Source organism: Micromonospora sp. R311 (assembly GCF_056780015.1).
In genome coordinates, this window is the sequence record NZ_JBSWCE010000043.1 from 1 (window position 1) to 24402 (window position 24402).

Annotated in this window: 27 protein-coding genes and 1 pseudogene; 15 read left to right on the top strand and 13 right to left on the bottom strand. The window is 74.9% G+C overall.

The features are described 5' to 3' along the window. On the top strand, positions 1 to 341 hold a 341-nt coding region (locus AC1WTP_RS28905; protein WP_481652401.1), incomplete at its 5' end, for a glycosyltransferase family 9 protein. Beyond that, a complete protein-coding gene (locus AC1WTP_RS28910; RefSeq protein ID WP_481652402.1) occupies positions 325 to 1308 on the top strand; it encodes a DNA topoisomerase IB in 984 nt (327 codons plus the stop codon). The genes AC1WTP_RS28905 and AC1WTP_RS28910, both read left to right, overlap by 17 nt. A gap of 169 nt (positions 1309 to 1477) precedes the next feature. Here the strand turns inward: AC1WTP_RS28910 and AC1WTP_RS28915 are convergent, their stop codons facing one another. Both AC1WTP_RS28915 and AC1WTP_RS28920 read right to left on the bottom strand, forming a co-directional pair. Then, a complete protein-coding gene (locus AC1WTP_RS28915) occupies positions 1478 to 2512 on the bottom strand; it encodes an AraC-like ligand-binding domain-containing protein (RefSeq protein ID WP_481652403.1) in 1035 nt (344 codons plus the stop codon). Positions 2513 to 2594: 82 nt separating this feature from the next. Continuing rightward, positions 2595 to 3350: a TetR/AcrR family transcriptional regulator gene (locus tag AC1WTP_RS28920; protein WP_481652404.1), complete on the bottom strand. Its 756-nt coding sequence runs from the start codon at positions 3348 to 3350 to the stop codon at positions 2595 to 2597. 97 nt (positions 3351 to 3447) lie between these two features. Between AC1WTP_RS28920 and AC1WTP_RS28925 the strand changes: the two genes are divergently transcribed. Together AC1WTP_RS28925 and AC1WTP_RS28930 are read left to right on the top strand one after the other, a co-directional pair. Further along, positions 3448 to 4410, top strand: a complete 963-nt coding sequence (locus tag AC1WTP_RS28925; protein ID WP_481652405.1) for an ATP-binding cassette domain-containing protein — start codon at positions 3448 to 3450, stop codon at positions 4408 to 4410. Further along, positions 4403 to 5167, top strand: a complete 765-nt coding sequence (locus AC1WTP_RS28930; protein WP_481652406.1) for an ABC transporter permease — start codon at positions 4403 to 4405, stop codon at positions 5165 to 5167. Before AC1WTP_RS28925 ends, AC1WTP_RS28930 begins: the two co-directional genes overlap by 8 nt. A 49-nt stretch (positions 5168 to 5216) precedes the next feature. On the opposite strand, the gene AC1WTP_RS28935 is transcribed toward AC1WTP_RS28930, so the two are convergent. The 4 genes and pseudogenes from AC1WTP_RS28935 to AC1WTP_RS28950 all read right to left on the bottom strand — a co-directional run bounded on the left by AC1WTP_RS28935 (position 5217) and on the right by AC1WTP_RS28950 (position 8679). Further along, the gene (locus AC1WTP_RS28935) at positions 5217 to 5720 is read right to left on the bottom strand and encodes a hypothetical protein (protein ID WP_481652407.1); all 504 of its coding nucleotides are present in this window, start codon (positions 5718 to 5720) and stop codon (positions 5217 to 5219) included. 71 nt (positions 5721 to 5791) lie between these two features. Then, positions 5792 to 7422, bottom strand: a pseudogene (locus AC1WTP_RS28940) (RecQ family ATP-dependent DNA helicase). Between the two features lie 83 nt (positions 7423 to 7505). Continuing rightward, positions 7506 to 8456 carry a TIGR03557 family F420-dependent LLM class oxidoreductase gene (locus AC1WTP_RS28945; RefSeq protein ID WP_481652408.1) on the bottom strand — a complete coding sequence of 317 codons (951 nt, stop codon included), beginning with the start codon at positions 8454 to 8456 and terminating at the stop codon, positions 7506 to 7508. A gap of 100 nt (positions 8457 to 8556) precedes the next feature. Then, positions 8557 to 8679: a hypothetical protein gene (locus AC1WTP_RS28950; RefSeq protein ID WP_481652409.1), complete on the bottom strand. Its 123-nt coding sequence runs from the start codon at positions 8677 to 8679 to the stop codon at positions 8557 to 8559. A gap of 139 nt (positions 8680 to 8818) precedes the next feature. Between AC1WTP_RS28950 and AC1WTP_RS28955 the strand changes: the two genes are divergently transcribed. Continuing rightward, positions 8819 to 10315, top strand: coding sequence for a glycoside hydrolase family 3 protein (locus AC1WTP_RS28955; RefSeq protein ID WP_481652410.1), 1497 nt, complete (start codon positions 8819 to 8821; stop codon positions 10313 to 10315). Positions 10316 to 10525: 210 nt separating this feature from the next. Here the strand turns inward: AC1WTP_RS28955 and AC1WTP_RS28960 are convergent, their stop codons facing one another. Both AC1WTP_RS28960 and AC1WTP_RS28965 read right to left on the bottom strand, forming a co-directional pair. Next, the gene (locus tag AC1WTP_RS28960; RefSeq protein WP_481652411.1) at positions 10526 to 10813 is read right to left on the bottom strand and encodes a GNAT family N-acetyltransferase; all 288 of its coding nucleotides are present in this window, start codon (positions 10811 to 10813) and stop codon (positions 10526 to 10528) included. Further along, positions 10810 to 12036, bottom strand: coding sequence for a cysteine desulfurase-like protein (locus AC1WTP_RS28965; RefSeq protein WP_481652412.1), 1227 nt, complete (start codon positions 12034 to 12036; stop codon positions 10810 to 10812). Before AC1WTP_RS28965 ends, AC1WTP_RS28960 begins: the two co-directional genes overlap by 4 nt. A gap of 73 nt (positions 12037 to 12109) precedes the next feature. Here AC1WTP_RS28965 and AC1WTP_RS28970 point away from each other — a divergent pair, with 73 nt between their 5' ends. The 7 genes from AC1WTP_RS28970 (at position 12110) to AC1WTP_RS29000 (ending at position 16503) form a co-directional block, all read left to right on the top strand. After that, positions 12110 to 12478, top strand: a complete 369-nt coding sequence (locus tag AC1WTP_RS28970) for a hypothetical protein (protein ID WP_481652413.1) — start codon at positions 12110 to 12112, stop codon at positions 12476 to 12478. A 61-nt stretch (positions 12479 to 12539) separates the two neighbouring features. Continuing rightward, on the top strand, positions 12540 to 13361 hold the full coding sequence (locus tag AC1WTP_RS28975; protein WP_481652414.1) for a DUF1206 domain-containing protein: 822 nt from the start codon (positions 12540 to 12542) through the stop codon (positions 13359 to 13361). Between the two features lie 79 nt (positions 13362 to 13440). Then, positions 13441 to 14637, top strand: coding sequence for a mechanosensitive ion channel family protein (locus tag AC1WTP_RS28980; RefSeq protein ID WP_481652415.1), 1197 nt, complete (start codon positions 13441 to 13443; stop codon positions 14635 to 14637). A 328-nt stretch (positions 14638 to 14965) separates the two neighbouring features. Further along, complete coding sequence (locus AC1WTP_RS28985; protein ID WP_481652416.1) at positions 14966 to 15400, top strand: phage holin family protein; 435 nt, start codon at positions 14966 to 14968, stop codon at positions 15398 to 15400. Then, a complete protein-coding gene (locus AC1WTP_RS28990) occupies positions 15397 to 15741 on the top strand; it encodes a DUF3618 domain-containing protein (RefSeq protein WP_481652417.1) in 345 nt (114 codons plus the stop codon). Before AC1WTP_RS28985 ends, AC1WTP_RS28990 begins: the two co-directional genes overlap by 4 nt. Positions 15742 to 15749: 8 nt before the next feature. Continuing rightward, complete coding sequence (locus AC1WTP_RS28995) at positions 15750 to 16010, top strand: DUF4235 domain-containing protein (protein WP_481652466.1); 261 nt, start codon at positions 15750 to 15752, stop codon at positions 16008 to 16010. 289 nt (positions 16011 to 16299) lie between these two features. Beyond that, a complete protein-coding gene (locus AC1WTP_RS29000; protein ID WP_007075740.1) occupies positions 16300 to 16503 on the top strand; it encodes a cold-shock protein in 204 nt (67 codons plus the stop codon). A gap of 142 nt (positions 16504 to 16645) precedes the next feature. Here AC1WTP_RS29000 and AC1WTP_RS29005 read toward each other — a convergent pair whose 3' ends face one another. Next, the gene (locus AC1WTP_RS29005) at positions 16646 to 16840 is read right to left on the bottom strand and encodes a hypothetical protein (protein WP_481652418.1); all 195 of its coding nucleotides are present in this window, start codon (positions 16838 to 16840) and stop codon (positions 16646 to 16648) included. 55 nt (positions 16841 to 16895) lie between these two features. Then, positions 16896 to 17879, bottom strand: a complete 984-nt coding sequence (locus AC1WTP_RS29010) for an aldo/keto reductase (RefSeq protein WP_481652419.1) — start codon at positions 17877 to 17879, stop codon at positions 16896 to 16898. Between the two features lie 84 nt (positions 17880 to 17963). Here AC1WTP_RS29010 and AC1WTP_RS29015 point away from each other — a divergent pair, with 84 nt between their 5' ends. Further along, positions 17964 to 18758 (top strand): trans-aconitate 2-methyltransferase, encoded by a 795-nt coding sequence (locus tag AC1WTP_RS29015; protein WP_481652420.1) that lies wholly within the window; start codon positions 17964 to 17966, stop codon positions 18756 to 18758. Continuing rightward, the gene (locus AC1WTP_RS29020; RefSeq protein ID WP_481652421.1) at positions 18755 to 19780 is read left to right on the top strand and encodes an adenosine deaminase; all 1026 of its coding nucleotides are present in this window, start codon (positions 18755 to 18757) and stop codon (positions 19778 to 19780) included. Before AC1WTP_RS29015 ends, AC1WTP_RS29020 begins: the two co-directional genes overlap by 4 nt. A 276-nt stretch (positions 19781 to 20056) precedes the next feature. Here AC1WTP_RS29020 and AC1WTP_RS29025 read toward each other — a convergent pair whose 3' ends face one another. Further along, positions 20057 to 21460 (bottom strand): HAMP domain-containing sensor histidine kinase, encoded by a 1404-nt coding sequence (locus AC1WTP_RS29025; protein ID WP_481652467.1) that lies wholly within the window; start codon positions 21458 to 21460, stop codon positions 20057 to 20059. 29 nt (positions 21461 to 21489) lie between these two features. Then, entirely contained in the window at positions 21490 to 22179 is a 690-nt protein-coding gene (locus tag AC1WTP_RS29030) for a response regulator transcription factor (protein ID WP_302921056.1), read from the bottom strand. 73 nt (positions 22180 to 22252) lie between these two features. On the opposite strand from AC1WTP_RS29030, the gene AC1WTP_RS29035 reads away from it, so the two are divergent. Next, complete coding sequence (locus AC1WTP_RS29035) at positions 22253 to 23173, top strand: ADP-ribosylglycohydrolase family protein (protein ID WP_481652422.1); 921 nt, start codon at positions 22253 to 22255, stop codon at positions 23171 to 23173. Positions 23174 to 23227: 54 nt separating this feature from the next. On the opposite strand, the gene AC1WTP_RS29040 is transcribed toward AC1WTP_RS29035, so the two are convergent. Further along, complete coding sequence (locus AC1WTP_RS29040) at positions 23228 to 24118, bottom strand: YcnI family protein (RefSeq protein ID WP_481652423.1); 891 nt, start codon at positions 24116 to 24118, stop codon at positions 23228 to 23230. Positions 24119 to 24402: the final 284 nt, after the last annotated feature.

Here is a 24402-nt window from a genome sequence, read left to right on the forward strand (position 1 = left end):
CCGACGACGCGGTGCTCGCCGGCCGGACGGATATCGGCGACCTCGCGGCGCTGGTCGCGTACGCCCGGCTGGTGGTCAGCGGCGACACCGGGGTGGCGCACCTCGCGACCGGCTACCGCACCCCGTCGGTGGTGCTTTTCGGCCCGGTCTCCCCGGCCCGGTGGGGGCCGCCGCCGGGCCGGCCGTGGCACCGGGTGATCTGGGCCGCGACCAGGGATGACCCGGGCTGGGACGGGGTAGGAAGCCACCCGACGTTGGCGGCCGTCGGCGTCGACGAGGTGCTGGCCGCCGTGGACGAGGTGGAACGGGCGGTGCGGATCTCCGGTGCGGTTGCGGCGTAGTGATCCGGGCAGGCCGGGGTACGGGCGCCGCCGGCGCGGCAAGGGCTGGCTCTTCCTCGACCCCGCCGGCGAGCCGGTCCGTGACCCGGACGAGCTGGCCCGGTTGAGCGACCTGGTCATCCCACCCGCCTGGCAGGACGTCTGGATCTCGCCGTACCCCAACGGGCACATCCAGGCCACCGGCATCGACGCCGCCGGGCGCAAGCAGTACCTCTACCACCCGCTCTGGCGGCAGAAGCGGGACGAGGCGAAGTTCGACCACGTGCTGGAGGTGGCCCGCCGGCTGCCGGTGCTGCGCAAGCGGGTGGCGGAGGACCTGCACTGCCGGGGCCTGTGCCGGGACCGGGTGCTGGCCACGGTGACCCGGCTGCTGGACATGGGCATGTTCCGGGTCGGCAGCGACCAGTACGCGGCCGGCGACGACCCCACCTTCGGGGTGGCCACCCTGCGCCCGGAACACGCCCGGTCCCGGGGCGGCTGCGTGGTCTTCGAGTTTCCCGCCAAGGGCGGCATCGAGCAGGTGCGCCGCATCGAGGACCCGGAGCTGTGCCAGGTGCTGACCAACCTGCGTCGCCGGCGCCGCCGGGCGGAGCGGCTCTTCGGCTACTGGGACGGCCGGGACTGGCGCGACGTGCGCAGCGACGAGGTCAACGACTACCTGCGCGTGGCGAGCGGCGGGGAGATGACCGCCAAGGACTTCCGCACCTGGCACGCCACCGTGCTGGCGGCGACCCAACTGGCCACGGTCGGGTCGCAGCGCTCCGCCACCGCCCGCAGGCGGGCGGTCGCCGGGGTGATGCGGGAGGTCGCCGAGTTGCTCGGCAACACCCCGACGGTGGCCCGGACGTCCTACGTCGACCCCCGGGTGGTCGATCTCTACCACGACGGCGTGGTGGTGCCCGTGGATCCGGGCGCGCCCCGCGAGGAGGCCGAACGGGTGGTGCTGGAGCTGCTGGAGGAGGCCTGACCGGCTCCGCCGCGACGCTGGGGGGACGGGACGGAGCCGGGGGTCAGGACGTCGCCGGGCGCCACCGGGCGGCCGCCCGCCGCCGCCTGGGCGGCGGGCGCCTCGCCACGGCCCCCGTTCGCGGACGACCGGGCCGGGCGGCAGCGCCGGCGGTCGACCGCGTTGGTGGTCAGTCTGCCGGGCCCGAGTTGACTGCGGACGCCGAGCGGTTGACGATCCGTGCCGGCTCGGCCCGCATGGTGCGCCACGCCTGTGGCGTCACGCCGTGGGCGGCCCGGAACACCCGGCTGAAGTGCGCCTTGTCCCGGAATCCCCAGCGGGCCGCGATGGCCTGGATCGGCTGGTGGCGCAGGCTCGGGTCGAGCAGGTCGTGGCGGCAGCGGGCCAGCCGCAGGTCGCGCACGTAGCCGGCGACCGTGCCCTCCTCGGCCTCGAAGAGGCGGTGCAGCGTCCGGAGGGAGATGTGGTGGGCGTCCGCGATCACCTGGGGGTTCAGCGTCGCGTCGCCGAGGTGCCGCTGGACGTACGTCTGGATCTGGGTGAGCAGGGCCCGGCGGCGCACCTCGGCCGGAACGGCGTCCTCGGCGACCAGGTGCCGGCCGAGCATCGTGGACGCCAGGTCGAGCCCGATCGTGCCGAGCCGGACGGCGTCGCTGGCGTGGTACTGCTCGGGGCGGGTGGTCACCTGGAGCAGGTACTGGGCCAGCAGGGCGCCGATGCCCTCGGTGCCGGACATCCGGCTGCCGAGCAGGGGAGTCAGCCGCTGCGGCGGCAGGGGCAGCGCGGCGTGCGGGATGATCGCCACGACCGAGCTGGCCGGTCGCTGCCCGTGGTCGGCGCCGTGGTGGCTGACGTCGTGCGGGCGGGACCCGTCGTAGAAGGTGAAGTCGCCCGGCCCCAGGTTGCTGCGCCGGCCGGCCTGGCCGGCCGCGCTCTCGCCGTCCACCGTCAGTGCCAGCAGGTAACACTCCGGGTCGGACTGGCGGACCAGCCTGCGGGTGCGGGTGGCGTCCAGTGAGGGGTACCGGTAGGTCGCCAGCTGGATCGGCCCCAGGTCGATGAACTCGGCCCGGGCGGAAAAATCGTGCGCGTGGTCGGTGCGGATCCGCAGCGGTGCGGTGGAGCGCGCGACCAGGTCGAGCCACATGCCGAAGCGGTCGGCCGGGGCCACCAGCGTGGTGTCGACCGCGCTCGCCTGCAGCATCGCCGCCCCCTCCTCCCCGTCGAGGCTCCATTCTCCACGGCGGTCGCAGCACCGCTTTCGCCCGGCGCTCGGTCGCCGGGGCTCAGGCGGTCGCGGAGCGCTCCCGGACGAGCACCTCGATGCCGTCGAGCAGCCGGTCGAGGCCGAACCGCCACTCGGCGTCGAACTCCTCGGTGTCCTCCACGACCTCTTCGGTGAGCAGGCCCCGGATCTCGGGGTAGGAGCCGCCGCGGGTCAGCCGGTCCAACTGCTGCCAGTAGCGCACGCCCAGCTCCTCGGGGCTCTGCCCGGCCCGGGCCGCCGCCTCGGCGATGTCGGCGGTGAGCGACGCCCAGTTACGGGCGTACCCGCTGACCAGCAGGACGGTGGAGACCCGCTCGTTGGCGTGCAGCCCGGTGCCGCGCAGCGTGGCGAGCCCGTGTTCCAGCCAGCGCACCTGGTTCGGGCCCATCGGCGGGCCGCCGACCGGCACGTGCCGGATCCAGGGGTGCCGCCGGATGGCCTCGATGTTGCCCGACGCCCACCGGGCCAGCGCGGGCCGCCACCCCTCGTCCGGCCGGCGGGCCTGCGGCGGCGGCCCGTACGCGGCGTCCGCCATCAGTTCGAGCAGGTCGTGCTTGGCCGGCACGTAGCGGTACAGCGACATGGTGGCCACGCCCAGCTCACCCGCGACCCGGCTCATCGACACCGCGGCCAGACCGTCGGCCTCGGCGACCCGGATCCCGGCGGCCAGCACCTGGTCCAGGGTGAGGCTCCGCTTCGGCCCCTTGCCGGGGCGTTCGCGCAGGCCCCAGGCGAGCTCGATGCTCTCGGGCAGGTCGACGTCGGAGTCGCTCATCCTCACCTCTCGGTCCAGGTCTTGACGTCCATCCTAGCTTCTGCGTATGGTCTACGCAGTATAGCGTATGCTATACGCAGAACACGGAGGGTGAGACATGACAGCACCTCCGGCGGTGGAGACCGTCGACCTGTGCAAGTCGTACGGCGGGGTCGCCGTGCTCGACCGGCTGACCATGCGGGTGTCCCGGGGCAGCGTCCACGCCCTGCTCGGCCCGAACGGCGCGGGCAAGACCACGACCGTGCGGATCCTGGCCACCCTGACCGCGCCGGACGGCGGCACCGCCCGGGTGGACGGGCACGACGTGCTCCGCGACCGGCGGCGGGTACGGCGGGTGATCAGCCTCGCCGGCCAGCACGCGGCGGTCGACGACGGGCAGACCGGCCGGGAGAACCTGGAGATGATGGCCCGGCTGAGCGGGCTGACCCGGGCGGCCGCCCGCCGGCGGGCGGACGAGCTGCTGGAGCGGTTCGACCTGGTCGCCGCCGCCGGCCGCCGGGCGGCCACCTACTCGGGCGGGATGCGCCGCCGGCTCGACCTCGCCGCCAGCCTGGTCGGCGAGCCGTCGGTGATCTTCCTCGACGAGCCGACCACCGGGCTGGACCCGCGCAGCCGGCAGGCGCTCTGGGAGGTGGTCGGCGAACTGGCCGGGGCCGGGGTGAGCGTGCTGCTCACCACCCAGTACCTGGAGGAGGCCGACCGGCTCGCCGACCGGGTCGCGGTGCTGCACGGCGGCCGGCTCGCCGCCGAGGGCACCGCGGCCGAGCTGAAGCGCCGCTACGGCGCCCAGCGCCTGCACCTGACGCTGCGCGACGCGGCGAGCTTCACCGCCGTCGACCGTGGGCTCGGTGACCGGGTGACGCACCGCGACCCGGCCCGGCGCGAGCTGGAGGTGGTCACCGACGGCAGCGCGCCGGGGATCCGCGACCTGCTCGACGAGGTGGATCCGGGGCGGGCCGCGGTGGCCGCGTTCACCGTGCGCAGCGCCACCCTCGACGACGTCTTCCTCACCCTCACCGGCCGACCGGTGACCGCCGACCGGGAGGTGGCCCGTGTCTGAGCTGACCGCGCGTCCCGCCGCCGCCGTCGTGATGATCGGGCGCTGCGTACGGCTGTCCCGGCGCAACGTCGACGCGCTGCTGACCTCGCTGCTGCTGCCGGTGATCCTGATGCTGCTCTTCGTCTACCTCTTCGGCGGCGCGATCGACACCGGCACCGCGTACGTCACCTACGTGGTCCCCGGCGTGCTGCTGCTCTGCGCCGGCTTCGGTGCGGCGGGCACCGCGGTGAGCGTGACCACCGACCTCACCAACGGGGTGATCGAGCGGTTCCGCACCATGGACGTCAGCCCCACCGCCATCCTCGGCGGGCACGTGGTGGCCAGCGTGGTGCGGAACATGGTCTCCACCGTGCTGGTGCTCGCGGTCGCGGTCGCCATCGGCTTCCGGCCGACCCGCGACCCGCTGCTCTGGTCGGCCGCGGCGGGGGTGCTGCTGCTCTTCCTGCTCGCCGTCTCCTGGCTGTCGGCGGCGTTCGGGCTGCTGGCCCGCACCCCGGAGGCGGCCAGCGGGTTCACCTTCCTGGTGATGTTCCTGCCCTACCCGAGCAGCGCGTTCGTGCCGGTGGAGACGATGCCGAGCTGGCTGCGCGGGTTCGCCGACCACCAGCCGGTCACCCCGGTCATCGAGACGCTGCGGGGGCTGCTGCTGGACACGCCGGTGGGCTCCGCGCCGGCCCGGGCGGTGGCCTGGTGCCTCGGCATCCTGCTGGTCGCGATGGCGCTGTCGGGGGTGCTGTTCCGCCGCCGGGTCGGCTGACGCGCGGCACGGACGCGGCGCCGGACCCCGTCCGGCGCCGCCGTCCAGGTCAGTCGGTCAGGACGTGCGCGAGCCGGTCCCGGAACCGCCGCTCGGAGTCGCTCACCACGTCGCCGCCGAGGCCCAGCAGGCCGCCGGTGGACGCCGCGCCCACCACCTGGTCGGCGATAGCCACGAGCCAGTGCTTGTACGCCCCGGCCTGCCCCTCGTCCACCCGCTGGGCCAGCAGCGCCGCGGCCGCCTTGGCCCGGGCCAGCACATCGTCGATCATCGCCTGCGGGTCGGCGGGCTCGATCACCGGCATCTCCTCGCCGGCCTCCGGGTCGCCCACCCGGGTGACGATCTCCCCGGCCACCGCGGCGACCAGCGGGCTGGCCGACTCCCGGCCGGCCGAGATGGTCTCCAGCCCGGCTGCGTTCTCGGCCATGGTGCGCCGGGTGCCGTCCGACTCCGCGGCGCTCGCCGCGGTCAGCACCGACTGCGGCAGGCCGACCAGCAGCCCCCACTCCCCGTCGGAGAAACCGAACCCGGTGTACGCCGGCTGCTCGATCACGACAACGCCCCTTCCGCCCTGTCCTGCTCGTCGTTCACGTCCGCGGGCCCCGCAGCGGTGCCCGGCCCAGGCTAGTCCAGTGTCAACAGGCCCTGTTCGGACACCACGCTGACGGACAGCGTCTTGTACCCCACCTCGTCGAAGAGAACCGTCATCCGGTCGTCGTCGTAGCTGAGCACCAGCCCCGGACCCCACTCCGGATGGCGCACCTGGCTGTGCACCGGGAACGGCCCGACCGCGCCGTTGTCCGGGGTGCTGGTGCCGGCGTGGCAGTTGTCGCAGTGCCCGCAGACCTGGGTCATCTGCTCGCCGAAGTAGGCCAGCAGGGTCTGCCCGCGGCACGCGGAGGTCTCGGCGAAGGCCCGCATCATGTCGGTCCGTGACCTGGTCACGCTCTGCTGCCGTTCCGCCTCGGTCAGGGCGGCCGCCGCCGCGTCGACCGGGTTGGGCGAGTAGCGGGGCGCGCCGATCCGCTGCCGGCCCCGCGGCTCGGCCGCGCCGACCTGCTCCAGCAGGGCCAGGTACTGCCCGAGCTTGCGCGGCCCGAGCCCGGTCAGCTCGCGCAGCTCCTTCTTCGTGGCGGGCTCGCGGCGCAGCAGCGCGGCCAGGTCCCGCAGCTCGGTGGCGTCGGGCAGCCGCCGGTGAAGTAGCGCTGCAGGCCGACGTCCTCGGCCTGCCAGAGCAGCAGCACCCGGGCCGGTTCGCCGTCGCGGCCGGCCCGACCGATCTCCTGGAAGTAGCTGTCCGGCGAGTCGGGCAGTGCCATGTGGACCACCCAGGCGATGTTCGGCTTGTCGATGCCCATGCCGAACGCCGAGGTGGCCACCATGATCGGCACCCGGTCGGCGAGGAACGCCTCGTGCAGCTCGGCGCGGGCGCCGGCCGGCATGCCGCCGTGGTAGTACTGCGCCGGGAAGCCGGCATCGGTGAGCCGGGCGGCCAGCTCCTCGGCGGCGCGGCGGGTGGGCACGTAGCTGATGCCGGGTCGCCGGTCGTCGCGGAGCAGGGCGGTCAACCGCCGCCACCGGTAGTCCTCGGTGGGGCAGTGGGCGACCTCCAGGAACAGGTTGGGCCGGTCCAGTCCGGAGACCACCACCTCGGGCGCACGCAGCCGGAGCCGGCTGACGATGTCGTCGCGTACCGGCGGGGAGGCGGTGGCGGTCAGCGCGACCACCGGCGGCCGGCCGATGCCCTCGATGAGGTGGCCCAGCGCCAGGTAGTCGGGGCGGAAGTCGTGGCCCCAGGCGGAGATGCAGTGCGCCTCGTCGATCGCCACCAGGGCCGGCCCGAGCGAGCGCACCTCGGCCATCCGGTCCGGGTTGGCGAGCTGCTCCGGGGTGATGAAGAGGAACTCCGCCCGACCCTCGCGTACCTCGCTGATCGCCTCCGCCTGCTGGGCGGGCGACTCGTCGGAGCTGATCCGCACCGCGCGCAGCTCCGGCCGCTGCCGCTCGTTGAGCGCCGCGATCTGGTCCTGCTGCAGGGCGAGCAGCGGGGAGATCACCACGGTCGGGCCGGGGATCAGGCTGGCCGGGATCTGGTAGATCGCCGACTTGCCGGCGCCGGTGGGGAGCACCACCAGGGCGTCGCGCCGCTTCATCACCGCGCGCATGGCGGCCAGTTGGTTGGGCCGGAGCGCGGTCCAGCCGAACAGGCTGCGCGCCGCGCGGCGCAACGTCGTCGAGTGCGTGGTCAGCTTCATCGAGGGCCGGAGGTACCCGGGCTGATCACCGGCGAAACGCCGTCCCGGGATGGCGTGAGCGGCAGGTCGGAAACGGTGCGGGATCAGCGCAGCCGGGGGAGCACCTCCCGCTGGTAGAGGTCGAACAGCCCCGGCGAGTTCGGGCCGGTGTTGGCCACGTAGACCTCGTCGAAGCCGGCCTCGGCGTACTGGTTGATCATCTCCAGGTGCGCCTCGGCGTTGTTGCCGCAGACGAAGGACTCCTTCACCATCTCCGGCTTGACCAGCTGGGCGGCCTGCTCGAAATGGCGCGGCGAGGGGAGCACCTGGGACAGTTCGCCCGGCACGCCGGAGTTCGGCCAGCGCTCGTACGCGATCCGCATCCCCTCCTCCTCGCTGTCCGCGTACGCCGCCTTGAAGCCGGCCTGGCACGGCTTGTCGCCCCCGCCGCCCTGGCGGAAGCGCCGGACCAGCTCGGCGTCGGGCATGGTGCTGACGTAGCCGTCGCCGATCCGGGCCGCCAGGTCGACCGCCTTCGGGCCGAAGCCGGAGACGTAGACCTTCGGCGGGGTGTCCGGCAGCGTGTAGATCCGGGCGTGCTCGACGGTGTAGTGCCGGCCACGGTGGTTGACGAAGCCGCCCTGCCAGAGTTCGCGCATCACCGCGACCGCCTCCTCCAGCATCTCCAGCCGTACGTCGGTCTGCGGCCAGGCGTCGCCGAGGATGTGCTCGTTGAGCGCCTCCCCGGAGCCGACCCCGAGCACGAACCGTCCGGAGTGCAGCACCGCGCTGGTCGCCGCCGCCTGGGCGAGCACCGCCGGGTGGATCCGCACGGTCGGGCAGGTGACCGCGGTGGTCACCGGCAGCCGGCAGACCTGACTGAGCGCGCCGATCATCGACCAGACGAAGGGGCTCTGCCCCTGCGCGTCCACCCACGGGTGGTAGTGGTCGGAGATCCACAGCGCCTCGAAGCCGGCCCGCTCGGCGCCGCGCGCCTGCTCCAGCAGCTCGGCCGGCGTGAACTCCTCACAGGACAGGAAGTATCCGATCTTCATGGTTCCCCCTCGCCGCGTCGCGGTCGCCACGCACCTGGTCAACGAGGCAACCGGTACCCCGGCGGCCGCCGGCCACACCCGGCGGCGCCGCGACCGGCGGTCAGCGACGGAACATGGCCCGGATCGCGGCCAGCAGCAGCAGGCCGCCGACCACCAGCCCGAGCAGGCGTACGCCGGGGACGTCGGCCGGGCTCGTCGCGTCGGCCAGCAGCGCGGAATCCACCCCCGCACTCTCCCCAGCCCGCGCCCGCACGGCAACTGTAAGGTTTATTGACTATTTGATCGGCCGGTGTGACCATGGCAGCACCGCCGCCTTTGGCGGGACCGCCGCGGGCGGTGCGGACGGGGGTACGGGGGGCTGCATGATCGAGCGAACGGGCAACCTGGCGGAGCTGGCGGCCGCCGTCCTGCAGCCCGGATTCGTCGGCACCACCCCACCCCCCTGGATCTGCCGCTGGCTCGGCGAGGGCCTCGGCTCCGTGGTGCTCTTCGCCCGCAACGTGGTCGACCCGGCGCAGGTCGCCGCGCTCACCGCCACGCTGCGCGCCGAGCGGCCGGACGTCATCGTCGCGATCGACGAGGAGGCCGGCGACGTCACCCGGATCGAGTCCGCCCGTGGCAGCTCCCGGCCGGGCAACTACGCCCTCGGCGCGGTCGACGACCCGGCGCTGACCGAGGCGGTCGCCCGCGACCTGGGCGGGGAGCTCGCCGGGCTGGGAATCACCCTGGACTACGCCCCGGACGCCGACGTCAACTCCAACCCGGCGAACCCGGTGATCGGCGTCCGCTCCTTCGGCGCCGACCCGGCGCTGGTCGCCCGGCACACCGCCGCCTGGGTCCGCGGGCTGCAGGCCGGCGGGGTGGCCGCCTGCGCCAAGCACTTCCCCGGGCACGGCGACACCCGGGTCGACTCGCACCACGACCTGCCCCGGATCACCGGCGACCGGGCCCGGCTGGAGGCCGTGGAGCTGGCCCCGTTCCGGGCCGCGGTGGCCGCCGGGGTGCAGGCGGTGATGACCGGTCACCTGCTGGTCCCGGCGCTGGACCCGGAGCTGCCGGCCACCCTCAGCGGCCGGATCCTCGGCGGGCTGCTCCGCGACGAGCTGGGCTTCTGCGGGGTGGTGGTCACCGACGCGGTCGAGATGCGCGCGGTCGCCGACCGGTACGGCTTCGCGGGCGCGGCGGTGCGCGCGCTCGCCGCCGGTGCCGACGCGATCTGCATCGGTGGTGAGCGGGCCGACGAGGCCGCGGCCCGCGAGCTGCGGGACGCCATCGTCGCCGCGGTGGTCTCCGGCGAGCTGCCCGAGGAGCGCCTGGCCGAGGCGGCCAAGCGGGTCGGCCAGCTCGCCGCCTGGAGCGTCACCGCCCGCGCCGACCGGCCGGCCGGGGCGGCCATCCCGGCCGAGGGCTCGGCGGTCGGGCTGGCCGCCGCCCGCCGGGCGCTGCTGGTCACCACCGCGCCGGCCGGGCGGGGCGCGCTGCCGCTGACCCGCGCCGCGCACGTGGTGGAGTTCGAGCCGCCCCGCAACATCGCCATCGGGGCGGAGACCCCGTGGGGCGTCGGCGCCCCGCTGGCCGCCCTGCTGCCCGGCACCACCACCGTCCGGTACGCCGAGGCCGCGGTGCCGGCCGACCCGACCGGCGGGGCCGGCGACCGCCCGGTGGTGCTGGTCGTGCGGGACCTGCACCGGCACGGGTGGATGCGGGCCGCGGTGGCCCGGGCGCTGGCCGCCCGGCCGGACGCGGTGGTGGTGGAGCTGGGCGTGCCCGAACTGGTCACCGGGGCGGTGCACGTGGCCACGCACGGGGCAACCCGGGCCGGTGGCCGCGCCGCCGCCGAACTGCTCGCCGGCTGCTGACCCGCCGCCACGGCGTGGCTCGGCCGCGCCGCGTCGGCCGCTGACCGTTCGCCGCCCGGATCGCCGCGCGACGGGGCCGGGGCCCCGAGGTGGGTTGAGCCGTACAGAGCGATACCTCGGAGGCATCAAGATGACTCCGAGGTATCGCGCTACCGGGACAGCCTGTCGGTCGGTGCCGACCCGCCCTGCCGTGCCGCCGGGCGGACCGGGTCAGGGGCGGGCGATGACCAGGTCGTTGTACTCCGGATGGCGGTCGATGAAGGCGGCCACGAACGGGCACTGCGGCACCACCCGGCCGCCGCGTTCCCGCACCTTGTCCAGGGTGGCCCGGACCAGCGCCCCGCCCACGCCCATGTTCTGGAACTTCGGGTCCACCTCGGTGTGGGTGAAGACCAGCACCTCACCGCGGGGACGGTAGGCGGTGAACCCGGCCAGCGCGTCGTCGACCAGGATCTCGAAGCGGTTCTTGGCGGGATTGTCCTCGACCAGGGTGCTCACCCGGTCATTCTCCCCCCGGTGCCGGCCAGCCGGTCCAGTTCGGTGAGCAACCGGTCCACCTCGTCGGCGGTGTTGTAGTGGTAGATGCTGGCCCGCACCGCACCGCCGCTGTCCCGCAGCCCCATCGCCTGGAAGTACTCGTAGGCGTAGTAGTCGCCGGCGGAGAGGCAGCAGCCCGCCTCGCCCAGTGCCGCCTGGGTCCGCGCCGGGGAGAGCCCGTCGAGCCGGAAGGAGACCGTCGGGCAGCGGCCGGCCGGCGCGGCGAGCACCCGTACCGCGGGCAGCGCGGCGAGCCCGGTCAGCAGCCGGTCCAGCATCGACTGCTCGTACGCCTGGGCGGCGGCGAGGCTGGCCCGCAGCCGCTCCCGCCGGCTGCCGGTGGCCGACGGGTCCAGCCCGGCCAGATGGTCCACCGCGGCGGCGACCCCGGCCAGCAGCGGGAAGCTCGGGGTGCCGAACTCGAAGCGGTCCGGCACGGCGTCCGAGGAGGGGAGCAGCTTCGCCGGGCGCAGCCGCGCCCAGCGGGCCGGGTCGGCGACCATCGCGGCCAGGTGCGGCCCGGACCACTTGTAGGCGCTGGTCACCAGGAAGTCGGCACCGAGCGAGGCCAGGTCGGTGGGGCCGTGCGGCACCGCGTGCACCCCGTCCACGCAGACCAGGGCGCCCACCGCGTGCGCGGTCTTGGCGATCGCGGCCACGTCCGGGACGGTGCCGACGGCGTTGCTGCCGGCGGTCACCGCGACCAGCCGGGTCCGCTCGCCGACCAGGTCGGCGTACTGGCCGGCGGGCAGCTCGCCGGTGTCCCGGTCGAACTCCGCCCAGCGCACCGTGGCGCCGGCCGCCTCGGCGGCCTGCACCCACGGGCGCACGTTCGCGTCGTGGTCGAGCCGGGAGACCACCACCTCGTCACCCGGGCGCCAGTCGGCGCCGAGCGTGCGGGCCAGGGTGTACGTCAGCGCGGTCGCGCTCGGCCCGAGCACCACCCCGTCGGGCTCCCCGCCGACCAGGTCGGCCACCGCGGCCCGGGCCGCCGCCACCAGGTCCAGCGACCGCTGGCCGGGAGTGAACGCCGCGCTGCGGTTGCCGATCGCCGCCCGCATCGCCGCGGTCACCGCGTCGACCACCGGGGCGGCGGTCTGGGTGCCGCCGGCACCGTCGAGGTGGACGAAGCCCTCGGCCAGGGCGGGGTAGGCGGCCCGGATCCGGGCGATGTCGAACGGCATGCCCGGGACCCTAACCCCACCCGGTTGATCACCGCGCGCTGCCCGGTCGCCGGCGTCTCGTACCCTTGGCGGGGTGACGAACCGACGCGTTGACTCTCCGCTGACCCCCACCCGCCGCGCCGCCGGCCTGCTGGCCGGCCTGGCGCTCGGCCTCGCCGTGCTCGCCGGCTGCAGCTCCGACGGCGCCTCCACCGACTGCAGCATCGCCGGCTCCTGCACGGTCACCTTCCAGCGCGGCGTCGACGCGAGCGCCAGCATCCTCGGGGTCGAGGCCAAGCTGGTCGGCGCCAAGGGCGACCAGGTGACCGTCGAGGTCGCCGGCGAGCAGGTCACCCTGGTCACGGGCCAGCAGGCCGCCGAGGTGGGCGGCTTGGCGGTCACCCTGGACAGCGTCACCGACCAGGAGGTCAAGATCCGCGTTTCGCAGGGTTCCGGCGGCTGACCCCGGTGCGGGTGGCGGTGGCCGACGTTTGGGGATCTTCGCGTTCGGAGATTGTGGCGCCATGTCACTCACCCGGAACGCCGAAGCCACCGCCGCCCGCACGGCGAACAGCCGGTGGCTCGAACTACTGGCCCGGGCCGGTTTCATCGGCTACGGCATCGTGCATCTGCTCTTCGCCTGGCTGGCGTTGCAGATCGCGTTCGGCAACTCCGCCGACGACGGCGACCAGTCCGGCGCGCTGCGTACCATCGCCGCCCAGCCGCTGGGCAAGTTCCTGGTCATCACCATCGCGGTCGGCCTGCTCGCCATGGCGATCTGGCAGGCCCTCGAGGCGGCCGTCGGGCACCGCGTCGAGCGGGGCGGGGAGCGGGTCTGGGAGCGGCTGGCCTCGCTCGGCCGGACCCTCGTCTACCTCTACTTCGCCTGGACGGCCTTCAAGGTCTTCAAGGACGCCGGCTCCAACAGCGCCGACCAGCAGGAGGCGCTCACCGGCCGGGCGATGGAGTCCAGCGGCGGCCGCTGGCTGGTCGGCCTGGCCGGGCTGGTGCTCGCCGCGATCGGCGTCGGCCTGGTGATCTACGGGCTGGTCAAGCGCTTCGAGAAGCACCTCAAGCTGGGTGAGATGCGCCCGCGGACCCGCCAGTTGGCCCGCCGGCTCGGCATCGCCGGCTACGTCGCCAAGGGCGTCGCGTACGGCATCGCGGGCCTGCTGGTGATCGTGGCCGCGGTGAACTACGACCCGGAGAAGGCCCGCGGCCTGGACGCCGCGCTGCGCACGCTGCGCGAGCAGTCGTACGGCCAGGCGCTGCTCACCCTGGTCGCCCTCGGCATCGCCGCCTTCGGGACCTTCTGCTTCCTCCAGTCCCGCTACCGCAAGGTCTGAACTGGTTTATTCCGGGTCAGCCGGGCACCATTGGGCCTTCGCCCGAAGCACCGCAGCCTGGCTGGAGGGAGTAGTACCTGTGCAGAGTTACCTCGGTACGGTCGCCGCCGCGTTCGCCGCGGCGGCGATCGCGCTCGCTGTCGTCGAGGTGGTGCACCGGGTGATCCGCCGGTTCGGCCGGCGCTCGCTGCTGATGACCGAACTCACCGACCACGCGCACCGCCCGTTCCAGGCGGCCGCCACGGTCCTCGCCGTTCAGTTCGCCGTCCGGTTCAGCACCGGGTACGCGGTCGGCACCCCGTGGCGGCAGGTGCTGCTGCACCTGCTGGTGCTCGCGGTCATCGCCAGCGTGGCCTGGCTGGTCGCCGCGCTGCTGGTGGTGGTCGAGGACACCGCGCTGGCCCGGTTCCGGGTCGACGTGCCGGACAACCGGCACGCCCGCCGGGTACGGACCCAGGTGGTGATGCTGCGGCGGTTGACCATCGCGGTGATCGTCATCCTGACCGTCGGCGTGATGCTGATGACCTTCCCCAGCGTGCGCGGTATCGGCGCCGGCGTGCTGACCTCCGCCGGAGTGGCCGGTGTGGTGGCCGCGCTGGCCGCGCAGAGCCTGCTGGGCAACGTCTTCGCCGGTCTCCAGCTCGCCTTCAGCGACGCGGTGCGCCTCGACGACGTGGTCGTCGTCGAGGGGGAGTGGGGCCGGATCGAGGAGCTGACCCTCACCTACGCGGTGGTCCAGATCTGGGACGACCGGCGGCTCATCCTCCCCACCTCCTACTTCACCAGCACGCCGTTCCAGAACTGGACCCGCACCGAGGCGGCGGTGCTGGGCACCGCCGAGTTCGACCTGGACTGGGCGATCCCGGTGCAGGCGATGCGCGAGGAGCTGCGCCGCCTGGCGGAGAGCAGCGACCTGTGGGACGGCCGGGTCTGCGTGCTCCAGGTGACCGACGCGACCGGTGGCACGGTCACCGTCCGCGCGCTGGTCAGCGCGGCGGACGCGGGCAGCCTGTGGGACCTGCGCTGCCTGGTGCGGGAGCAGCTGGTCGCCTGGGTGCGCGACCAGCGTCCCACCGCCATGCCCCGGATGCGCGCCGAGGTCGGCGACGCCGGCGGCGGCCTGCCGTGGCAGTGGGTGCAGCCGCGCCGGCCGGTCCGCCGCCGGGCCGACGGCGACCTGCCCGACGACGCGCGGGTGTTCGGCGGCAGCGACGACGGCGACGCGCGCAGCGAGGCCTTCGTGGGCCCGGAGGAGCCCGTCGACGCCCGCCGCTGACCACCGACCGACCCCTCCCCAGGAGCCCCCGGCCGCCCCGCGCGGCCGGGGGCTCCGCCGTGCGGGCCGCGGTCGTGACCTGACGGGGTGGGGGGCGTTGGGACGGGTGGGCGGCTTGGTGTCGCCTGGGAGGGGGCGCGCCCATCGCGGCCGGCTCGGGAAGTTTGGCCGGGCGTTTCGTGGGGACGTGCTGCGCGACGCCGCTGATCCCTGCCCCGGCCCGGCTGGTGCGGGAGACGCGACGGTCCGGGCCCTCCGGCGGTCGTAGCCAGGATTGACGGGCGGCGACTCCGGGCATACAGCGCGGTGATGATGAAAGGAGGACAGCATGGCTGACGTGGCGAACGCCCGCACATCCCGCAACGGGAGCGAGCCGTCCACCGCCGAGCTGGTGCAGCGGGCCACGGAGCAGATCTCCCGGCTGGTCCGCGACGAGCTGGCGCTGGCCCGGGCGGAGCTGACCCAGAAGGGCAAGCACGCCGGCATCGGCATCGGCCTCTTCGGCGGTGGCGGTGCGCTGGCGCTCTACGGTCTCGGCGCCCTGGTCGCCGCCGCGATCCTGCTGCTCGACCTGGCCATGCCCGCGTGGCTCGCCGCCCTGATCGTGGGGGTGGCGCTCTTCGTGATGGCCGGCGTCCTCGCCCTGGTCGGCAAGAAGCAGGTCAGCCGTGCGGTCCCGCCGGTACCGGCGGCGGCGGTGCGCAGTGTCCGGGCCGACATGGACACGGTCGCCGCCGCGGTGAAGGACAGGGGACGGGGATGACCGGCAACGGCAAGGGCCCGGACACCGAGGCGCTCCGGGAGGAGATCCGGCGGACCCGGGTCGAGCTGGGCGAGACGATGGAGGCGTTGGCCGCGAAGGCCGACGTGAAGGCGCGGCTGAAGTCCTCCGCCGACCAGGCGAAGGAGCGGATGCGCGAGCAGGCCGCACAGACCATGGCCCGGGTACGCGGGCAGGCGGCCCAGAAGGCGGAGGTCGCCCGGGCGCAGGCCCAGCAGCGGGGTGAGGTGGTCCGGCGCAACCCGGCGCCGCTCGCCGCGCTCGTCGCCGGCGCGGTGGCCGCCGCCGTCGTGCTGCTGATCATCCGGGGGAGGCGCAGGTGAGCAGGGGTATCAACAGGGCCGCGTACAGGCCGGTCGGGGTGCTGCTGGGCATCGCCGCCGGCACCGTCGCCGGGGCCATCTTCCGACAGGTCTGGAAGGTGACCGCGGGCGACGGCGAGGCGCCCAGCGCCACCGACGAGGACCGCGGCTGGGGTGAGATCCTCGCGGCGGCGGCCTTGCAGGGCGCCATCTTCGCGGTCGTCCGGGCCGCTGTGGACCGTGGTGGCGCGGTGGGCGTACGTCGGCTCACCGGCCACTGGCCGGACTGAGCGGATTCGCGCGGAAGGCCCCCGAGCCGGTCGTCGGCAAGGGGGCCTTTCGCATGGCGGTAAGCGCCCACCCAGCGGATCTTCGGCATCCGTCAGGTCACATGTCGGAGAATTTCGTCGGGTAGGCTGTGCAGAGTTTTTGCGTACGTGGTTTGCTGTTCCACGCTGTTGAGAGATGGCGTGGGTTGAGAGAAGTCTCCTTCGTGGGGGCCGCCTCAGGCGCCGCTGCTCGAAAACGGCCAACCGGCCGCACGGCGTGCTCGGCCGCCAGTTTTAGAAGGAGATACACATGGCGCAGGGAACCGTGAAGTGGTTCAACGCTGACAAGGGCTTCGGCTTCATCACCGTCGACGGCGGGGGTGCTGACGTGTTCGTCCACTTCTCGGCCATCCAGACCAGCGGCTACCGCACGCTGGAGGAGAACCAGCGGGTGGAGTTCGAGATCGCCCAGGGCCAGAAGGGCCCGCAGGCTGAGCAGGTCCGCCCGATCTGAGCAGCGCCGGCCGGCGCCGGTCGGCCAGTGGGTGATCCGGCCCCTCGGATCGACACGAAGCCCCGTATCCCCCAGGGATGCGGGGCTTTCCACGTCGGTGCCGCGGTTGCCCGGGGAGTGACCGGGCGGGTGCGGACGGCGGTCAGCGGCGACGGCGGGCGCGCAGGCCGAACCAGAGCACGACCAGTCCAACCAGGACGACGACCGGCCCGACGACGGCCCAGATCCGCTGGTCGGTCATGATGCTGTCGCTGACGTACCCCAGGCCCTGCACGGTCCAGACCGCGCCGACGACCACGGCGAGCAGGCCGAGGGTGAGCCGGAGCCAGCCCCTCATCGCCCTCCCCCGTCCCGGACGCGTGCCGCGGCGGTGTCCACCCGGGCGGCCGGGCTCACCACCGGTCGTGCACCTGCGGGCGGATCAGCTCGTCGTAGACCTCCCGCACGGCGGCCTGCTCCGCCGCCGTCAGCGGCGCCAGGTCGGCCACGGCGGCGTTGCGCCGGGCCTGTCCGGCGTCCCGGGCGCCGGGGATGACCACGGTGACCCCGGGCTGGTCGACCACCCAGCGCAGCGCGAACTGCGCCATGGTGCGGTCCGCGCCCACCAGCGGCAGCAACCGGCGTACGGCGGTCAGCCCCAGCTCGAAGTCGACCCCGGAGAACGTCTCGCCGACGTCGAACGCCTGGCCGTGCCGGTTGTAGCTGCGGTGGTCGTCGGGGGCGAAGGTGGTCTGCTCGTCGTAGCGGCCGGAGAGCAGCCCGCTGGCCAGCGGCACCCGGGCGATGATGCCCACGCCGGCGGCCGCGGCGGCCGGCAGCACCCGTTCGAGCGGCTTGAGCCGCAGCGCGTTGAGGATGATCTGGACGCTCGCCACCCCGGGCCGGGCGATCGCGGTGAGCGCCTGGTCGCAGGTCTCCACGCTGACCCCGTAGCCGGCGATCCGCTTCTCGGAGACCAGGGTGTCCAGCGCGTCGAAGACCGCGTCGTCGGCGAAGACCGCGGTCGGCGGGCAGTGCAGCTGCACCAGGTCGAGGGTGTCCACCCCGAGGTTGGCCCGGGACCGGTCGGTCCACGCGCGGAAGTGCGCCAGGGTGTACGCCTCCGGCGTCTGCGCCACCCGGCGGCCCATCTTGGTGGCCACCGTCAGCCCGGCGTCGGGGCGGCTGCGCAGGAACCGGCCGATCAACTGCTCGCTGCGCCCGTCACCGTAGACGTCGGCGGTGTCGAGGAAGGTCACCCCCGCCTCGACGGCGGCGGTCAGCACGCCCATCGCGTCGTCCTCGGTGACCGTGCCCCAGTCGGCGCCGAGCTGCCAGGCGCCCAGGCCGATCACGCCGACGTCCCGGCCCAGCCGGTGGAAGGTGCGCTGCTCCATACCGCAGAGCCTAGTGAGGAGCTTGCCGGCCCGCCCAACCGGCCGTACGGTAAACAAGACGGACGTACGGTTTTGGAGGCTGGCATGTGGGATCCGACGGCGTACCTGCGCTACGGCGACGAGCGGTCCCGGCCGTTCCACGACCTGCTGGCCCGGGTGGCGGCCGACCGGCCGCGCGCGGTGGTCGACCTCGGCTGCGGTCCCGGCCAGCTGACCGCCGCCCTCGCCGGGCGCTGGCCGGCCAGCCGGGTGGTGGGGCTGGACTCGTCGGCCGAGATGATCGAGCGGGCCGCGGCACTGGCCGCCCCGGTCAGCTTCGCCGTGGCCGACGTCCGGGACTGGCGCCCCGACCCGGACGTGGACGTGGTGGTGGCCAACGCGGTGCTGCAGTGGGTCCCCGGCCACCAGGAGTTGCTCGCCCGCTGGGCCGGACAGCTGCCGGCCGGCGCCTGGCTGGCGGTGCAGGTGCCGGGGAACTTCGACGCGCCCTCGCACCGGGCGCTGCGCGAGGTCGCCGGGCGCCCGGGCTGGCGCGCCGACCTCGCGCCGCTGCTGCGCGAGGCCCCGGTCGACGGTCCCGCCGACTACGCCCGGCTGTTGACCGGTGCCGGCTGCGCGGTGGACGCCTGGGAGACTACCTACGTGCACCTGCTGCCGGCCCGCGCCGACGCGGACCACCCCGTGCTGGCCTGGATGGAGGGGACCGCGTTGCGGCCCGTCCGGGCCGCCCTGGACGCCGCCCGCTGGGCCGACTTCCGGGCCGAGCTGGGGGCGTGTCTCGCGCAGGCCTACCCGGTACGGCAGGGTCAGGTGTACTTCCCGTTCCGCCGCGTCTTCGTCGTGGCCCGTACCGGCGCCCGTGCCGAGGAGAACCCGTGACCGACCTGCCCACGTTCATCGCCGGACTGCCCAAGGTGGAGCTGCACGTGCACCACGTCGGCTCCGCCTCACCCCGGATCGTCGCCGAGCTGGCCGCCCGCCACGAGGGGCGCAGCCCGGTGCCGGCCGATCCGGCGGCGCTGGCCGACTACTTCGCGTTCCGCGACTTCGCCCACTTCATCGAGGTCTACCTCAGCGTGGTGGACCTGATCCGCGACCAGGAGGACGTCTGGCTCCTCACCCACGAGGTGGCCCGGGAGCTGGCCCGCCAGCAGGTCCGCTACGCCGAGCTGACCGTGACGCCCTACTCGCACGTGCACCGGGGGATCCCCGCCCCGGCCTTCTGCGAGGCGATCGAGGACGCCCGCAAGCGGGCCGAGGCGGACTTCGGCATCGAGCTGCGCTGGTGCTTCGACATCCCGGGCGAGGCCGGCCTGCCGGCGGCCGAGGAGACCCTGCGGATCAGCCTGGCGGAGAAGCCGGACGGGTTGATCAGCTTCGGCCTGGGCGGCCCGGAGATCGGGGTGCCCCGGCCGCAGTTCAAGCCGTACTTCGACCAGGCCCGGGCGGCCGGGCTGCGGTCGGTGCCGCACGCGGGGGAGACCACCGGCCCGCAGACCGTCTGGGACGCGCTGCGCGAGCTCGGCGCGGAGCGGATCGGGCACGGCATCTCCGCCGCGCAGGACCCGGAGCTGCTGAGCCACCTGGCCGAGCGGCAGATCGGCATGGAGGTCTGCCCGACCTCCAACGTCCGCACCCGGGCGGTGGCCAGCCTGGACGAGCACCCGCTGCGGCAGCTGGTCGAGGCGGGGCTGCTGGTCACCATCAACTCCGACGACCCGCCGATGTTCGGCACCACCCTCAACGACGAGTACGCGGTCGCGGCCCGGCTGCTCGACGCCGGCCCCGAGGGGTTGGCCGCGCTGGCCCGCAACGCGGTGACCGCCTCGTTCCTCGACCCGGCCGGGAAACAGCGGATCAGCGCCGAGATCGACGCCTACCTGGCCACCTGTCCCCGCTGAACCATCGCGGGATGCGAGGAGAGCTGGGCGCGCGGCGGGAGCTGGTGTGGGGGGACCGTTTCTCCCGCCGCGCGCGCGGCTCCACCGGCGGTGGGTGCGCGGGGCGCCGTCCGGTGGAACTGATGGGTTCGTACCCCGATCGTGGCAGCCCGGGGCCGGCGTGGCGCCGGCGTTAACCCGGATCTAAGGAAGACTTGCGCCGGCCCACAGCCGGGCGGGTCCACGCACCCGCCCGGTCGCCGGCGAAGCCGGCCGGGACGACGCCGCACGGGTGGCTCAGCGGTCGGAGGGGCGCTGCCGGGGCCAGCGGCGGCCGGCGCTCTTCTGCTCCCGCGCCTCCCGGGCCATCCGGCCGACCAGCCCGAACCGGTTGACCTGCCGTGGCGCCGCCTCCGGGTCGGCGAGCAGCATCACCACGCTGGCCCCGCCGAGCCGGGCCCGGTCGATGCTCACCGACCCGTTGGCCTGCAACGCCACCCGCTTGGCGATGTCCAGCCCGAGGCCGGTCGAGCCCTGGTCGCTGGCGCCCCGGCGCAGCGCCCGGTCCGGGTTGGCGATTCCCGGGCCGGCGTCGTCGATCCGGATGGCCACGTAGCCGTCCCGCCGGGAGACCGCCACCTCGAACGCGGTGCCCTGTGGCGTGTACCGGAACACGTTGCCGATCACCGCGTCCAGCGCGGCGGCCAGCTCGGCCCGGGGCACCGGCGCGGGGATGCGCAGCTGGGCGCCGATCACCCGGTGCGGGCGGTTCTGGTCCCCGGCCAGCGCCGCCCAGAACACCATCCGGTCCCGGACCACCTCGCTGACGTCGCACATGGCCGGCCCGGCCTCGTGGGTGACCGCCTTGCGGGTGGTCTTGATCAGTACGTCGATCTCGCCCTCGAGGGTGACGATCGCCTGGCGGATCCGGCGGATGGTGCGCCGCCGGTCCAGCTCCGCCTCGCTGAACGTGCCCACGCTGGTGTCGTCGGACTCCAGCGCCTCGGCGTCCAGCCGCAGCACGGTCAGCGGGGTGCGCAGCCGGTGCGACAGGTCCGCCACCAGTTCCCGCTCGTCGGTGCGGGAGACCACCAGCCGGTCGGCCATCCGGTTGAAGGCGTAGCCGGCCTCGGCCAGCTCCCGCGGGCCGCTCGGCTCGATCCGGACGCCGAGGTCGCCGTCGCCCACCGCGAGCGCCGCCTTGACCAGCCCCTGGGCCGACTCGACGGCCCGGGCGGCGATCCGGTCGACCACCAGCACCGCCGCGCCGACCAGCGCGGCGGCCACCCCGAGCAGCAGCAGCCAGCGCCCGCCGACGCCGTCGCCCAGCGCCGACTCCGGCACGAACACCTCGACCACGGCCGTCCGGTCGCCGAGCACCACCGGATCGAGCCGGACCACGCCGCCGTCGACGTCGACCACCAGCGAGCGCCGTTCGGCCCGGGCCCGGTCCAGGTCCGCGCCGCGGGCCCGCGCCGCCGACTCGTCGAGACCCAGCCCGTGCACGACCGGCCGGGTCGCCGGGTCGTCGCCGCTGGCCTCGACGGCCCGCCGCACCACCGCGGGGTCGGCGCTGACCGCGAGCGCCCCGGTGACCAGCGCGCCGCGCCGGGCGGCGTCCGCGACCGCCTCGTCGTGGGTACGGTCGCCCAGCACCGCGCCGAGCGGGATCAGGAAGGCGAACGCGACGAGGGCGCACATGCCGGCCGTGAGTACGGCCAGCGTCACCCTCAGTCCGGCGCCACCAACCGGAAGCCGACCCCCCGCACGGTGCGCAGGTAGCGCGGCTTCGCCGCGGACTCGCCCATTTTGCGGCGCAGCCAGTACAGGTGAACGTCGATGGTCTGATCCTCGCCGACCGATGGCTGCCGCCATACCTCCTCCAAGAGCTCCCGGCGGGACACTACCCGGCCCGGTCGTGCGGCGAGATACGCCAGCAGGTCGAATTCCTTGCGGGTCAGCGCCAGGGGCTCTCCGTCGAGGTGCGCGCTGCGCTCGCCGACGTCCACCCGGAGCCCGCCGACGACGTGCACGGCCGGCTGGACCGTCCGGCTGGCCCGGCCGGCCCGGCGCAGCACGGTGGTGATCCGGGCGTCCAGGTGCGCGCCGGTGAACGGCTTGACCATGTAGTCGTCCGCCCCGGCGCGCAGCAGGCGGACCACGGACTGCTCGTCGTCGCGGGCGGTGGCGATGATGATCGGCACGTCGGTGATGCCGCGCAGCATCCGCAGCGCGTCCGAGCCGTCCAGGTCGGGCAGGCCGAGGTCGAGCACCACGAGATCGGGCGTCTCGGCGGCGACCCGACGCAGGGCGTCCAGGGCGGTGCCGACGGCGTGCACGGCGTGCCCCCGGTCGGCGAGGGACCGCAGCATCGCGCCGCGTACGACGTGATCATCTTCGACCAGGAGCACGGTGGCCACGTCAAGACGGTACTGACCGTGGCAAGTTGATCGCGTTGCGGCGCACCTGCCGACCCGGCAAGCTGGTACAACGATGTCCTTCACGCTCTTTGCCGACACCCGCCTGGCGCTCGCCCGGGACAGTCTCGCCGGCCTCTCGGTCGGCGACGCCCTCGGCTCGCAGTTCTTCGTCCCCGGCCGGCACCCGGCCGACCTGGCCGCCGGGAAGCTTCCCCCGCCGCCCTGGGAGTGGACGGACGACACCGAGATGGCCTGCTCGGTGGTCGCCGCCCTCGCCGACGCCGGCCGGATCGACCGGGACGCGCTCGCCGCGGCCTTCGCCGAGCGCTGCGAGCCCTACCGGGGGTACGGCCCGGGGGCCGTGACGATCCTGCGGCTGATCCGCACCGGCACGCCCTGGCCGGTGGCCGCCGCGTCCGCCTTCGACGGGCAGGGCTCGTGCGGCAACGGCGCGGCGATGCGGGTCGGTCCGCTGGGCGCGTGGTTCGCCGACTCGACGGCCCGGGCGGCGGCGCAGGCCCGGGCGTCGGCGGAGGTGACCCACGCCCATCCGGAGGGCGTCGCCGGGGCGGTGGCGGTGGCGGTGGCCGCCGCGCTGGCCACCCGCGCCCGACTGGACGGGTACCGGCCGGCGCCGGACCGGCTGCTCGCCGGGGTGGCCGCCACGCTGGATCCGGGCAGCGACGTGCACCTGGGCGTACGCCGCGCGGTGCGCCTGCTCGGCCGGCCGCTGCCGGCGGTGGTCGACGCGCTCGGCAACGGCTCCCGGGTCACCGCCCAGGACACCGTCGCCTTCACCCTCTGGGTGGCCGCGGTCCACCTGGACGACTACCCGGCGGCGATCCGGGCCTGCGTCGAGGCGGGCGGCGACGTCGACACCACGGCGGCGATCGCCGGGGCGGTGGTGGCCGCGCACACCGGGGTGGGCACCCCGGGCGGGGTTCCGTCCGAGTGGGTGGCCGCCCGGGAGCCGCTGCCGGACTGGCTCGGCTGACCCCGTCGCCGCCGTGGTGCCGGCACCGCTCACCGCCGGCTCCGGCGCGGCGGTTCAGATCGGCGCGGAGCCGCGGCCGGCGCCGAGCGGCGCCGCCGCCCGGGTCTCCGCCGGGGCGGGCGGCGGCGCGTCGAGCACCGACCGGTCGACCGGTTCCGCCGGGGTTGGTTCCGCGTCGAGCACCGACCGGTCGACCGGTTCCACCGGCTCGCGGCGCCGCCACCGGCTCGCCAGCCAGCCGACCGCCGCCCCGCCGCCCAGCCCGGCGAGCAGCCCGGCCGCGAGCAGCGCGTCGGCGTTCCCGTCGCCCTCCGCCGCCGGGGCTCCCCCGTCGACGGCCGCCCCCGGCGCCGCGCCCCCGGCGTCCGTGCCCCCCGCCGGCGCCCCGTGCCCGCCGTGCCCGGCGACCGCACCGGGCGCCGCCGGCGACAGGGCCAGCACCGGCGCCCGGTGCGCCCCGGCCGGGTCGGCCCAGCGCACCACCGTGCCGTCGGCGTACGTCTGGATCACCTGGAAGGTGAGCCGGTCGACCCGCGGCAGCGGCCCCATGGAGAGGGTGAGGCGGGCCGGCGCGGTGCCCGATCCGGGCATCCGGGTCCAGGTCACCGCGCTGGTGACGGTGTCGATCCGCAGCCCGTGCAGGCCGGTCATCGGCTGGTCCAGCTTCCGGGAGCTGATCCGGGGCGCCCAGCCGTCGACCGACATCGGATACACCTCGGCGACCGGCGCGTCGGCCGGCAGCCGGACCTCGATCCGGTCGGTCCGGGTGCCGGGGCGCTCCTCGGGTACCACGAACTCCAGCTTCACCGCGTCGCCCTGCCGGGCCTGCGTGGGGTTGGTCGTCACGTCCGCCGCCCAGGCCGTGGCGGGCCAGGCCAGCACGCCGGCCGCGGCCAGGACGGCGAGCGCCCCGGCCCGGCGGCCCGCGCCGCGTGTCATCGCCATCTCGGGTCCCCATCCGTCTCCACGCGGCCGGCACCGGTTTCCGGCCACACGGGGTAGTTCGGATCGCGCGCGGAAAAGGTTCAACCGGCCCCGGGGCGGTTCCCCCTCACCGGACCGGGTGGCGGGCGCCCCGGCGTCGGCCCGCTCGCGGGCGGGATCGGCCCGCCGCCCCCCGGCTGGCGGGTGGCCCGGGCGGTGGGCGTCGCCGACCGTGCCGGCGGGCACGACCGATAGCATCGGCAGGAGCCGCGCGTCGGCGAGCATCCGTTCCGTCTGCTGGAGGA